Source organism: Synechococcus sp. JA-2-3B'a(2-13), from assembly GCF_000013225.1.
Taxonomy (GTDB): Bacteria; Cyanobacteriota; Cyanobacteriia; order Thermostichales; family Thermostichaceae; genus Thermostichus.
In genome coordinates this window covers 280,026-292,774 of the sequence record NC_007776.1, presented here as the reverse complement: position 1 = coordinate 292,774, position 12,749 = coordinate 280,026, and the positions used below count along the sequence as shown (strand labels likewise).

Here is a 12,749-nt window from a genome sequence, read left to right as displayed (position 1 = left end):
GTCAACTCCAGTGCTCGCTTTCCTACGCTGGTATGAACCAGATCAGGTTCTGAGGATGTAATCTCAGCCTGGGGATAATCCCCAGACACTCCTAGCGTGGTGTGATCATATCACCGAAATAGAGATGAGGCGGGGAGCTTTATAGTCTTTATTAAAAGAGTTTGAGATAGTACTAACCCTCACCCCTGGCCTCTCTCCCCATGAGATCCTGACCCTCACAGGGATCCCAGCCAGCGCCGCCAGCTCCACCAGGGATCCTTTCCCTTGCTGGCCCTGAACAGTTCGGCCACTTCCTCGCCGGTGGGCTGGGCAATAAAAGTCTTCAAGACGCTGTAGAGGCCGGGCTCTTCCTGCTGCCACACGCTCCAGGGATCCGGATAGGCCCGAAACAGGGCTCCCTCCACCAGGGAGCGCAGGTAGTAGCTGGTCTCAAAGGTGCTCAGGAACCGCTGACGCAGTCGGCGACCGGCCAGACCCACACCCACGGTGGCGGCATCCTGCAATTGGGGGTTGAGCAGCACGACGGGTTTGGGATCCCGTCCTTTGGAAGCCAGCCCAGAGGGATCCCCGCCGCTGACCGCTTGGCAAACCCGCTCCACCTGATCCAAGCTGTAAACCGCGGGCATCACCAGCAGGATGCTCTGTTCTGGGGTAGGTTGAGTCCGGGAAGTCAAGCTCTGTAATTCAATCCCTTCTGGCAGGGATCCCCACTCCCGCTGGGCCAGGGCTGCTCCGCCGGCATCGCTGAATAGCACCAAAGCCGGTGGCTGCACAAGTTCCAAAAAAGGGCGAGCCAAAACCTCCGGCTTCAGGTCGGGGGCGAGGATCTCGATCAGCAGGCGGCGATACCCCGCTTGCATGGCCAAGCGAGTTGCCCCAATGGCTTGTTCGCAGGCTTGGGCCAGATCGACGGGCAAGTTGGGAAATTGGGTTAGTTGCAGTTGCTCGGCCACAGTCTAGTCCAATTATGATTCAGCCAGTAACCAGGGATGCTCAGCCAGAAGCTTCTTCCCAAGCCTTGTGGGTGAGCAATTCCTCCAGCACCCGCACCCCCCGCAGTTGGTTGGAAAGGGGCAGGTGGCCCTTGGGGGCGGAGAGATCCCAGATGAACTCGTCAGGGTAGCGAGTCCAGTGGTAGCCCTGCTTCCAGCCAATGAGCGGCCAGAGGCGCTCCCAGTTGCGGTTCACCCCCAGCCACAGTTGCCGCTGCACCGAGTAGCCAAAGCGATCCCCGGAGGCCGCCCGCCACAGGCGATCGATCGTGCGCAGATCCTCGACCGGGATCCGGCTCACCTCGGAAAAATACAGCCAGCCCCGCCGCGCCGCCCCCTCTCCTGCCGCCCGACATAGCAGTTGTAGGCTCAGCCGATCCGCCTCCAGCCAGGCTCCCGCCGATAACAGCTCCTGCAGAGGACGATAGTCGATATTCAGGGCTGAAGTCAGAGGGACGGTCACCATTGCCAAGTTGCAAAAGGTCTCCCTTGATTTTAGTCCCTGCTGTCCGTCCCCTCAGGTTTCAGGCGGGTACTTGGGCGGATCCCCGAAGATGATGCGATAGCCGATGTACGCCACCCCCAACAGCCCTGCCAGGATCCACAAGAAAGCCGAAAAGGGCATGTAGGAAAAAAAGACAAGATAAACCCGGCGACTGAGCCAAGAAAAAATAAGATAGACTGCCGCCAAAATGCCGATCCCTTGCAAGGTGCGAAAAGCCGGCACCCGCGAGAGAGGCATGCGCTGCCGCGCCACCCAGATGGAGCTAAGAAAAGTCCAGGGAGGCACCAGCAGCAAGAACATATCCGCCTGCTTCACCACCGCCTGCCAGCCGGCGGTGTTGGTGGCATAGGCCAAGTAGCCCGCCCAGAGGACAAGAGTTACCGCTCCCAAGCCGATACTTAAGCTGAGCAAAAAAGGCTCCTCCCATTGGCCTGGGATCCAGTCGCAGAGAACCCAAACCACCCAAGGGGTGGCAAAGAGCAAAAGCGCAATGGCTAAGCCATTGGCGTTGAGCTGGGTAAAAAACGTCTCCAGAGTCATGAACAACAAAAGGAGCGGACGTCACCCTTGATGGTAATGATTCCTCCTTGAGGAAGCAACTCAATCCGTATACAAATCCACCTATTGTGGGCAATGCCCGCAAGGTTTACAGCCCGCCTGGGCACCCCGGTAAACGTTGCCAAGTAACACCAGCAGGGATAGGAGTAGGAAAAAGAAAAGGGATCCTTGACACTGGCCAGGGATCCCTTCCTGTAGTCTTTCCTAAAAAGCTCAAGACATTTTCTATGGCGTTGCTGAGGGAATTAACCCAAGCCACTCTCCCCTTTTGCAAGAAGTGAGTCTGGCATCGGAATCCCTACTCCTCCGGATCCATCCGCCTCAGTCCATTAACCCAATCTACAGCCCTTGCAGCACCGTATCGGGGCGGGCCGACAGATTCTGGATGCGGGTATCCTGGGCAGGCGGGGTGTCTGCTTGGGTGAACACGCCGATCTGCCGCAAATACCGAGCCAAGGCATCTTGCTCGCTGCCGGGGGTATCGAAGGTGATGCCGGAACTGGGGGCCAAGTTCACCCGGTTGGGGTTGGACAGGCGAGGGAAGGGATAGTCATCCCCACCGTTGGCCAAGAAGTCCAGGGTCACCAGGCGGAAGGTGCGTCTGGGATCCCCTTGCACTTGGCCGTTGCGCACCACCACATCCCGACCTGTGGGCGTATCCACCCGCAAGGAGAGGACGCGGGATCCCGGTGGCCGCGAGGGATCAAAGCTAAAGGCAAAGCCGCCAATTTGGGGGAAGCGGCCCGGCGTAGCTCCCGGCTGGGTTTGCGCCACCCCGTGTTCCACTATCTGCTTCAGTTCCTCAGCGGTGACGGTCAACAGAGAGAGGCCGTTGTTAAAAGCAAGGGCCGTTTCGATGTCCAGCTGAGAGATTTGACCGGACTGCTTGCCGGCTTCAGGGTTAGCCACCGGTGGGATGCGCCGCACCGGCTCACCGCCGCCGCCGCCGGTGGTAGCCCCAATGGGAGCGCGAATGCCACCGCCATTTTTCAGGGAGATAACCGTAGAAGGATCGACCGTTCTGGCGTAGGCCAAGTTGGCATCGGCAGTGAGGTTGCCCAGGTTGGTTTCCTCGGTGCGCACCTCTGCCCGCAGGCCGTTGAGAAATTGGGTGGTGGAGCCGAAGGTGCGGCCATCTTTGGTGCGGATGATGTTGCCAATTTCGTTGGCTATCCGCACTACGTCGGGATTGGGGGTGCCCCTGACAGCTGCTACCCCTTGGTCGTCGGTGGCATAGGCACCGCTCACCGGGTCAATGCGGGCAATAACCCCGTTGGCGTCAAAGCTGACCACCAGGCGGCCCACGTAGCGATAGTTGGAGCCGGTGTTGACCACCGCCACCGGTTGACCACTGGCGGAGGAGCGCAAGATGGGGTAGTCACCCCTGCGGGTATCGGGCAAATCAGTGCGCAGGCGATCGGTGGGCTTGGCGATCACCCGGTGGGATCCGCCGGCAATGATGATGTCCACATTTCGCAATTGGCTGGCCAGGGCTACCTCGTTTTGCAACTGTTGCAGATGGGCTAGGAGGATAATTTTGTTGATGCCCTGAGCGGTGAGTTGATCGACGAAGCCCTGGATTAGAGCGGCACTCACCTGGTCAGTATCGTCCACCCTGCCTTCTACCCTCACCTCGGGGCCGGGGCTAGAGATGGCCGCCAAACGGGTGGTGGTGGCTCCCACCAGACCGATCCGCTGCCCTCCTACCGTGATCACCGCCGTCTTGGCGATCTTGCCGCGGATAGAGCTGGCCTCTTGACCATCAGCAGCAAAGTCAGAGCTAGCCAATTCGCCGGTACCGCTGAAGCTGAGGTTGGCGCTCAAGTAGGGAAAACGAGCCCCAGCGTAGCCGCGGCCCGTGTCGGGCCGAATTAGATCGCGAATCTGGCGCGTGCCTTGGTCGAACTCGTGGTTGCCGAAGGCAGCCGCCTCAAAGCCAATGGCGTTGATGATCTCGATATCGGCTTTGCCAGGGGTGAGGTTGTAACGGCCTTGCAGAGACCGATCCGTGCTGGCATTGTAGAAGGGGCTGGGGATATAGTTGTCCCCACTGGAGAGCACCACCGTATTTGGGAATTGGGGGCGCAGAGCATTCACCACCGCCGAGAAGCGCGGCGCATCTTGTACGGCAGCGATCGAGGCTTCCAAGTCGCTGGCATGTAGGATTTGCAGGGTAAAAGCGGGCGGCTGAGTCGAGAGAGCCACATTGGGATCCGAGGCGATAAACCCAGCCCCTCCGCCGGTTGGGGGAACCGAGCTGCTGCTACCGCAGGCGCTGGCCAGGCTCAGCACCAAACACCACAACCCGACCCACAGGGACCTGGCCAGAGGGTTCAGCCAATCCGGGAGCCATCTCTTGGCAGGGGCAGACCCTCGAGCACGGCAAGCTGGTTTCATGACAATTCCTTCACTCCATCCACAAGAGAGGACGCATCCGCGTTCACGTTACCAAGGCTGGGATTGGGGTTTCGCTATGACCTGTTTAAGGTTAGGTCAAGCCTAGGTTAAGCTTCCCCTGGATCCCAGCCAAATTGTTGCAAGTCCACCTGGCCCTCGGCGTCGAAGTGGATCCCTTCGGCTTGCAGCAGTGCCTTTTGCAGGTCGTCGTAGCCCAGGCGAAAGGGGGAGTAGGAAATGCGTCCCTGGGCGTTAATCACCCGTTGCCAGGGGATATCGGTATTTTGGCCTTGCAGGCGAAACAAAGCATAGCCCACCTGGCGAGCATAGCCGGGGTAACCGGCAACCCGCGCCACCTGCCCATAGGTGGCCACTCGGCCCGGCGGGATCCGCCGCACCACTTCGTAAAAGCGCTGGTAGAGGCTAGTAGATGGAGCGCTAGTGGAGCCAGACTGGGTCACAGGGATCCTCGCTCAAACTTGGCAGACAATAAGATGTGGAACGGATTGGATCCCCGGGTCCATGAGCTATTTAATCGCGGTACTGCCGGATCGCATAGCCGCTGAGGCGGCCTACAGCGCCCTGGAACAAGCCGGCTTTTCCCTGGAGCGATTGCATCTGCTGGGGCGGGGCTACAAGAGTGCCGACGAGTTTGGGCTGATTGACCCGGCCCAAGCGGCCCGCCGTCAGATGCGGCGCCTGGCCATTTGGTTGGTGCCCTTTGGCTTTTTGGCCGGGGTGGGGTTCAGCGTTTTGAGTGGTTTGGATACCTTTGCCTGGGCGGGACCTATAGGCAACCACCTGATCGGCGGCCTATTGGGCGCGATGGGCGGGGCCATGGGCAGCTTTTTCGTCGGCGGCGGAGTGGGCTTGTCTGGTGGCTCCGGCGATGCTTTGGCTTACCGCAACCGCCTCGCTGCGGGCAAGTACGTGCTCATTGTGGAAGAAGAGAACGAAACCCGCCTCCGCGAAGCCACGCGGATTTTGCGCCAGTTTGAGCCGGAAAATCTGCAAGGGTACAGAGAGCGCCCGTAGACTGGGAGATCGGGGTGGCTACTGAGGGCAACTCAGGGAGGTCTGAAAGCATGTCTTGGCTGTGGCAGCAAGTCCCATCGCCGCTTGGGCGGTGGCGGAAGGAAGGGATCCCCAGCTTTGCCGCTGCTGGGGGTGCACTGGCAGTTACGGGGTTTTTTTCGCCGGCTTTTGCCCACCACGCCCTGGGAGGGAAACTGCCTGCAACGGCCTGGGAGGGATTTCTCTCCGGGCTGGCTCACCCTGTCATTGGCTTGGATCACCTGGCCTTCGTCGTGGCCATCGGTCTTGTGGCGGCGGGGCAGCCCTGGCGCTACGGGATCCCTTTGGGCTTTGTGCTAGCGGGTCTGGTGGGCACTGGGATCCACCTGGCCGGCTGGGATCCCCTGGGACTGACGGAGCTGGCCATTGCCTCTTCCGTGGTTCTCTTCGGCTTGCTGCTGGTGCAACCGCGGCAGATCCCAAGTTGGCTCTTGCTAATAGGGGGATCCCTGGCGGGGCTATTCCATGGCTATGCCTACGCCGAAACCATTATCGGCGCCCAACCCATGCCTTGGGTGGGATATCTACTGGGGTTGAGCACCGTCCAGTATGGGGTAGCTCTCCTGGCCCTTTGGGCAGCAGAACGCTGGGGGTTGCGGATCCCTGGCTTAACCCGCTGGGCCGGCTGGGCGATTACAGTGGTGGGGGCTGCCTTCCTGACCTTGGCAGTGGTGGGCGCGTAAAAAGCGCTAATTTTGCTCCCTTGCGCTCGGGATCCCCGATCCGGTACAAGGATAGCGGTGAAGATCTGTAAAACGAGGGGAGATCCCATGGAGCGCACCTTTATTGCCATCAAGCCAGACGGCGTGCAGCGGGGGCTGGTGGGCACCATCATCCAGCGCCTGGAGAGCCGGGGCTACCAATTGGTGGGCCTGAAGCTGGTGCAAGTGAGCCAAGAGCTGGCGGAAGCCCATTACGCCGAACACAAGGAGCGCCCCTTCTTCCACAGTTTGGTGAAGTTCATTACCTCGGGGCCGGTGGTGGCTATGGTCTGGCAGGGCAAAGGGGTGATTGCTGCCGCCCGTAAGCTCATCGGCAAGACCAACCCCCTGGAGGCAGAACCGGGCACCATTCGCGGCGATTTTGGCATCGACATTGGCCGCAACCTCATTCACGGCTCCGATGGAGTTGAAACCGCGCAGCGGGAGATCGCCCTTTGGTTCGATGAGTCGGAATTGGTGAGCTGGACACCGGTTGCCCAAAGCTGGATTTATGAGTAGGTACTTGCTGCAGGCAAGGGGTAGTCGTGTTCGCAGGTTCCAGACCGGGAGTAGTGCAGAGCGCTAGGGCCGTGTTTCGAACTGGCTTCGGCTGGCCGCAAGCGGCTCTGTTGGAAGTGCCTTGAACCACCCCTTCTCTGCCAAAACTCGAGCGGCAAGCAGGATCTGTTTGCTACTGAATTGTTGTTTTCTATCTCCCCAGGCGTAGAAGCTTTCCACCAACTCTGCCGTCGTAGAAGGGTGCCCACGAGTCACGATCCAGTGGACAGTAGCCAGCAATTCTAGACCATAGGGCGACTCAAAGCCCTCCACGAGGTCGCTAACACGCTCAAAGCGTTCTCTCGTCTCTGGCTGTCCAGCGAGATATCTATGGGCTTCCTCGACAGCACCGGGCACCAGTTCCAGCTTCTTGTCTGGTCGATCACTCCCCGATCCGTACCCAGAGATGTAGTAACCCTCGATTTCCTTAAGAACATGCCGCAGGTTCTCAGCGTGGGGGCCATAAACGCCCTTTGTAAATCGCAGGCGAAGCGGCTCCCCGGCTTCCTGCAGGAAGTACATCAGCTTGTGCAGCTCGAGCAGGGAAACGAAGGGAACCAGTAGGCCGTTGGTGTAACGTTCCATGAGGCCCACCAGCACCGCCCTTCCCGGAGTTAGGGTAGGAACCTGCCCACGGCGCATGCTCTTCGGTAAAGGCTGAGGCCCGGTGGGCTCAAAGACAAGGATGTGGACGTCGGGAAGTTCTGCTAGCGCCTGCTCGATGCGGGAGCGCACATCGGGCCAATGAAGACCCCCGAGGCCGCAGCCTAGGGGTGGCAAAGCGACTGAGCGCAGACCAAGATGCCTGATCTCCTCGGCAAGGGACTTCAGCCCAGCTTCTATATCCTCGATCCGCGACTTCCCCCGCCAGTGGCGTTTTGTGGGGAAATTGATGATGTAGCGCGGATTGGTCAGGTTTCCGGTCTCGAAAACGAACATTTTGCCCGGTTGGACTTCCCCCCGCCGGCAGGCTGCGGCATAGGCCTTGAAGTTCCCAGGCCATGATTTCAAGTGCTGTCGCAGAACCAGTAACAAGAATCCCCTGCCTTTAGGCAGGGGGGTATGTCAAAATCCCTTGCAAGTTGTCTACATGGGTAATGTGGTAGATTTTGGGACTTTCTGGAATTGGCGCCATACCTCCGCTCTACGATGCAGCTTTGAAAAAGGCAGAGCCAGATGCGCTTCAGTCGGAACGAGAGTTGAGACCGACAGGCTTTTGAGCAGTGGAGCTCTCGCTTGGCTCGGGCAGATAGAGACGTTCTTCCGAGGCGTCATACTCAAATAGCTCCGCATAGCGTCCCCAGTCAATGGCGGTGGCAAACTGCCGTTCGGCTTCAGCGTGGGGGAAGTGTTCGTCCCAAAGATCCAAGAAGAAGTCCGCTCGCATGGAGCGGCTGCCTTTTTCTTCCAGAGTCTGCAAGATGCTGCGGAACACGGGAACCCGTGCCAATAGCTGTTGTCGGAAGAGATCCTTGCTGCGCAGGATGGTGGTGTTGGCAAAGTCCTGGCCAATTTCGGTCAGTTGCACCACCCCGCTGGCCACCTCGGCAAAGCCCAACAGCACCGCCGCATCCAAAATCGGCAGCAGATCGTCCACGGCCAGTTGCAGCCGCTCGGCCAAATCGGCAATCTCCGCCCGCCCTTGCGGCCACTCCACGATCAACTCCAGCAGACCGCTGATCCCGCCCACCCGCGCATGGGGCAGAGGCAGGGCATAGGGGGAAGTGGCCTTATCACCAGCCAGCGCAGGCAGAGCCACCTCTCCGGTAACAGCAATTTCGGGGTTGGTCATGATCTCGTAGATGTAGTCCACCAAGGACTTAAAGCGGGGATCCGTGCGCTCGTGGGGCCGCGGCAGGTCAATTCTCACCTCCCCCCGGATCCGCCCCGGGTTGGATCCCAGAATCACCACCCGATCCGCTAAAAACACCGCCTCTTCGATGTTGTGGGTAACGATGAGGATGCTTTGGGAAGGGAAGGCTTGGGCGTTCCACAGCTCATCAATTTCCCCCCGCAGGTTTTCGGCAGTCAGCACATCCAAGGCGCTGAAGGGCTCATCCATAAACAGCACCTTGGGCTCCAAGACAAAGGCGCGGGCAAAGCCCACCCGCTGTTTCATGCCCCCCGAAAGCTCTTTGGGGTAAGCGCTCTCAAACCCATCCAAGCCCACCAGGTCAATGGCCTTCAGGGCCCTTTGCCGGCGGATCTCGCGGGGGATCCCTTGGGCTTGCAGCCCCAGCTCCACATTTTCTTGCACGGTCAGCCAGGGTAGGAGAGCAAAGCTCTGAAACACCATCGCCACATCGGGGTTAGGCCCGCGTAGAGGCTGGCCGTTGCTCAGCACCCGCCCTTGGCTGGGGGGGATCAGGCCCGCCATGATGCGCAAAAGGGTGCTTTTGCCACTGCCGCTGCGGCCCAGCAGAGCCAAGACTTCCCCAGCCCGCACTTGCAAATCAATTTGGCTTAAAACGGTAAACTCCCCCTTGCCCTCTGGCAAAGGAAAGCGCTTGTAGACTTTCTCGACCTCGATCAAAACGGGGGAAGCTGCAGAGCTCATATTGCCTCAGAAATTGAAAAGACTAAAGGTGATACTTTTCTTCCGCCAACTGATACAGCCGTCGCCAGAACAGACGGTTAATGCCCACCACAAACAAGCTCATCATGCCAATGCCCAAGGTAATGCGGGGCCAGTCTCCCACCGCCGTTGCCTCAGCAATGTAGGTGCCCAACCCCGTAGCCGTCAGGGTGGTGGATCCCCAGGCCACAATCTCCGAGACAATGCTGGCGTTCCAAGCGCCGCCGCTGGCCGTGACTCCCCCGGTGACCCAGGCGGAAAAGATCCCTGGAATGATCAGCTTTCGCCAGCGCTGCCATCCCCGCAGGCCCACATCCACGGCCATTTCTCGCAAGTCCGTGGGGATGCTTTGGGCACCGGCAATGGAGTTGAAAAGGATGTACCACTGTGCCCCCAACGACATGAGCAAAATGCTGCCCCACTCAATGCTGATCTGGGCGCGGATAAAAAACAACGTGGCAAAAGGAAAGAGGAAATTGGCCGGGAAAGCTGCCAGGAATTGCACCACCGGCTGCAGCAGTTTCGCCAGTTTTGGATTAAAGCCAATGGCCACCCCAATGGGAGTCCAGATCACCGTGGCGAACACCAGCAACACGCTAACCCGCAGCAGGGTGAGGATCCCTAGCCCGAAGGTCAGCATCACCTCTCCAAAGCCCACAGTGGTAGCCACAAAATAAACAATCCAAATCCCAATGCCGCCAATAGCTGCCCGGGAAAGCTGGGTTAGCAGCCGCTCGCGGCGTCGCTCGGCCTCAGGACTGAGGGGATCCACCCAGTGCGGGCGAGTCAGATAGGACAACAGCCGATCCACCAACTCTGCCAAGGGGGACAGCCAACTGCCGATCAGCCGCGGGATCCGCGCCGTGGTCAGCAGATCGTACAGCCAGGATTCGGGGGCAGCAGCCCCGCTGCTCTGTTCCAGGCGAAACTTATCCGACCAAGCCACCAAAGGTCGCCAGAAAAGCTGATCCACCAGCAGGATGACCCCAGCCATGGTCAAGAGCGCCCAGCCCAGCTTGGGCAGATCCTCCGCCTGGACGGCCGCTTCCACATAGGATCCCAGGCCCGGCAGCGTGTATTCCTGGTTGAGCACGCTGATGGCTTCGCTGGCTGCCACAAAGAACCACCCTCCGCCAAAGCTCATCATGGCGTTCCAGATGAGGCCCACCATTGCCGCCGGCACTTCCAACTGGGTAAAGCGCTGCCACCCCGACAGGCGATACAAGGTAGCCGCTTCCACCAACTCTTGAGGCAGCGTGCGCAGGGATTGGTAGAAGGAAAAGGTCATGTTCCAGACTTGGCTGGTGAAGATGGCAAAGATAGAAGCCGCCTCCAGCCCCAGCAAGCTGCCAGGAAACAGAGCAATGAAACCGGTAACCGTAATGGAGAGAAATCCCAACACCGGCACCGATTGCAAGACATCCAACAGAGGGATCAAAATGCGCTCGGCCCAGCGACTTTTGGCAGCAATGTAGCCATAGATCAAGGTAAAAAGGGTGGAAAAGGCCAAGGCAATGAACATGCGCAAGGTGGAGCGGGCCGCATAGTAGGGCAGGTTGCGCGGATCCAAGTCGATCCGGGGCACCACCGCCGGGGGCTGAAACCGCTCAAAAGCCCCTACCCCCACCTGCGCCACCAAGGCCAGGAGAACCAACGTGCCCAGAATGATGGCCCCATCGGCAGCCCCCGCTGGCAGCCGACGCAGCGCCTCCGGCGAAGGAAAAGTCCTCATCTTCCCTGACCAAGCCCGGCATCCGCGCCCAGTGTACACCGTTTGCGGTTAGCCAGGATCCAGCCGGCTACTCTTCTGGCAACTCAGGGGGAGATTCCTTCCACTGGGGATCGTCCAAGATGGCTTTTTTGGTCTGCTTGAGTTGTTTCCACAGCTCTTTGATTTGCCGGTAGGCTTCTTCCGGGGTAATTTTGCCCCCGGTTTCCAAGCTACAAATCAAGGACACTTTATTGCTAAATTCCTGCAGGTTGGCATCAAAAACTAGGTTCTGCGGCTTCACTTCGCCCCAGTAGGGATAGCGAGGCGAAATGAATTCATCTTTGTTGGGAGGAGTTGGTTCTGCCACGGCCTAACCAGGGTAAAAGAATGGTTCACAACAAGAAGGTCAACATGAAAAGCTCCATTAAAGCAGGATCTACTAGCCCAGTTTATGGGCGTTTTCTCTTAACCGGCTTGGGTACTTTTGTGGGATCTCGCAGAGGATAAAACGGCTCTTGAATAGACGCTTCCCCACGTGTCGAGGGGGTGGAACTCTTCCTGGCTTTGGGTTGGGGGGGGGAACGCTTCAGGCGTGGGCGCGGCGGCGTTTTGAGTACTGGGCCGATGGGAGTGCCCGCCTCCACATAGAGCAGGGATCCACGGCGGCGCACCTGCAGATCCCAGAAATTGCCTACCCCTTTGCCCGGCAGGGATCCGATCAGGCGCAATTTAAAGGCTTGGGGCTTGGAGGCTGCAGTTCCATCCTTCTGGACTCGCTGAGCGGGGGAGTTGGCAGAAGCTTTTTTGCCCGATTGACGGATCTTGACGATGATGAACCCTTTCTCCTGGGATTGAAAAACGACCTCGCCCCGGATGGAAAACCAATCCGGCACCACTGTTGGACGGGATCCCTCGGGGAGAGTTCGCCCCATTTCTTCTGGGGCCCACACCCCCAGCAACTGCACGTGCAGATCTTCGGTTTTGTCGCGGGTGCGAGGATAAACCACCCACAGATAGTTGCGTTCCGGCCGTAGATGCTTCCGTACCAGGCTCATCACCCGGCCCAGCAATACGGCATTCAGATCCAAGCCATCCGAGGTGCGCAAAATCCCGCGGGTAAAGTGCTCTGGGGAGGGGATGTATTGCCCTTCGATGAGGCCGATGGCTCGGTATTGCATCTTCTCCCCAGGCGGGGGGATGGGTTCCAAACAGACTCGCTCTTTCTTTTCTTCCAAGCTAGCAGTGGTACTGACAACAGGCTGCAAGGACTCCGTCCCGCTGTCGCGAACAGCACCAGGAGCTGCCGCAGGATCCTGAGCTTTCGCTGATGACAGGGATCCCTTGGCCTCACCCGTTGAGCTGGGTCTGGGGGGCCGTACAGGTCGAAAGGGAGGTCTCAGATCGGAGGACATTGTGACGGTTCCGTTGCTGTCAATTCAGAATGCTCGGCGGCAGACATTTACCGTTGCAAAAACAGGCCATAACTTTGCTCTTGACCCAAGACCTGCTCAACACACCATTCACTAGCCTAACAACGCCCAACAGCGTCTTTCCATCCTGCTTCCATTGACAAACTCCCAGCAGGTGCCCTCGTCGGGAACTGGGGAGCCAGCAGTTGTCAACACTGTAGCCGACGTGTAGCCAATACTAGCAACTGTTCCAAGGGAATGGTTCTCAG

13 protein-coding genes and 1 riboswitch are annotated in these 12,749 nt (G+C 59.0%); of the genes, 3 read left to right on the top strand and 10 right to left on the bottom strand.

Annotated features, from left to right (window positions below):
* Positions 1–2: 2 nt before the first annotated feature.
* A riboswitch (TPP riboswitch) is annotated at positions 3–103 on the bottom strand.
* 112 nt (positions 104–215) lie between these two features.
* The 5 genes from CYB_RS01300 to CYB_RS01280 form a co-directional block, all read right to left on the bottom strand.
* Positions 216–953 carry a DUF1995 family protein gene (locus CYB_RS01300; protein WP_148202673.1) on the bottom strand — a complete coding sequence of 246 codons (738 nt, stop codon included), beginning with the start codon at positions 951–953 and terminating at the stop codon, positions 216–218.
* Between the two features lie 40 nt (positions 954–993).
* Positions 994–1,458: a GUN4 domain-containing protein gene (locus CYB_RS01295; RefSeq protein WP_011431943.1), complete on the bottom strand. Its 465-nt coding sequence runs from the start codon at positions 1,456–1,458 to the stop codon at positions 994–996.
* 51 nt (positions 1,459–1,509) lie between these two features.
* Complete coding sequence (locus CYB_RS01290) at positions 1,510–2,037, bottom strand: hypothetical protein (protein ID WP_011431942.1); 528 nt, start codon at positions 2,035–2,037, stop codon at positions 1,510–1,512.
* 357 nt (positions 2,038–2,394) lie between these two features.
* Positions 2,395–4,347 carry a bifunctional metallophosphatase/5'-nucleotidase gene (locus CYB_RS01285; RefSeq protein ID WP_238376959.1) on the bottom strand — a complete coding sequence of 651 codons (1,953 nt, stop codon included), beginning with the start codon at positions 4,345–4,347 and terminating at the stop codon, positions 2,395–2,397.
* Between the two features lie 212 nt (positions 4,348–4,559).
* Positions 4,560–4,913 carry an MGMT family protein gene (locus CYB_RS01280; RefSeq protein ID WP_011431940.1) on the bottom strand — a complete coding sequence of 118 codons (354 nt, stop codon included), beginning with the start codon at positions 4,911–4,913 and terminating at the stop codon, positions 4,560–4,562.
* A gap of 61 nt (positions 4,914–4,974) precedes the next feature.
* Here CYB_RS01280 and CYB_RS01275 point away from each other — a divergent pair, with 61 nt between their 5' ends.
* The 3 genes from CYB_RS01275 to ndk all read left to right on the top strand — a co-directional run bounded on the left by CYB_RS01275 (position 4,975) and on the right by ndk (position 6,746).
* Entirely contained in the window at positions 4,975–5,487 is a 513-nt protein-coding gene (locus CYB_RS01275; protein ID WP_011431939.1) for a hypothetical protein, read from the top strand.
* A gap of 50 nt (positions 5,488–5,537) precedes the next feature.
* Positions 5,538–6,209, top strand: coding sequence for a HupE/UreJ family protein (locus tag CYB_RS01270; RefSeq protein WP_011431938.1), 672 nt, complete (start codon positions 5,538–5,540; stop codon positions 6,207–6,209).
* A gap of 87 nt (positions 6,210–6,296) precedes the next feature.
* Positions 6,297–6,746, top strand: coding sequence for a nucleoside-diphosphate kinase (gene ndk / locus CYB_RS01265; RefSeq protein ID WP_011431937.1), 450 nt, complete (start codon positions 6,297–6,299; stop codon positions 6,744–6,746).
* A gap of 63 nt (positions 6,747–6,809) precedes the next feature.
* On the opposite strand, the gene CYB_RS01260 is transcribed toward ndk, so the two are convergent.
* From CYB_RS01260 to CYB_RS01240, 5 genes are all read right to left on the bottom strand, one after another.
* Complete coding sequence (locus tag CYB_RS01260; RefSeq protein ID WP_011431936.1) at positions 6,810–7,820, bottom strand: type II toxin-antitoxin system antitoxin DNA ADP-ribosyl glycohydrolase DarG; 1,011 nt, start codon at positions 7,818–7,820, stop codon at positions 6,810–6,812.
* 148 nt (positions 7,821–7,968) lie between these two features.
* Entirely contained in the window at positions 7,969–9,342 is a 1,374-nt protein-coding gene (locus CYB_RS01255) for an ABC transporter ATP-binding protein (protein WP_011431935.1), read from the bottom strand.
* Positions 9,343–9,364: 22 nt separating this feature from the next.
* Entirely contained in the window at positions 9,365–11,092 is a 1,728-nt protein-coding gene (locus tag CYB_RS01250; RefSeq protein WP_011431934.1) for an ABC transporter permease, read from the bottom strand.
* A 67-nt stretch (positions 11,093–11,159) separates the two neighbouring features.
* Complete coding sequence (locus CYB_RS01245; RefSeq protein ID WP_011431933.1) at positions 11,160–11,438, bottom strand: DUF7219 family protein; 279 nt, start codon at positions 11,436–11,438, stop codon at positions 11,160–11,162.
* An 82-nt stretch (positions 11,439–11,520) separates the two neighbouring features.
* Positions 11,521–12,249 carry a hypothetical protein gene (locus tag CYB_RS01240; RefSeq protein WP_238376848.1) on the bottom strand — a complete coding sequence of 243 codons (729 nt, stop codon included), beginning with the start codon at positions 12,247–12,249 and terminating at the stop codon, positions 11,521–11,523.
* Between the last annotated feature and the right edge of the window lie 500 nt (positions 12,250–12,749).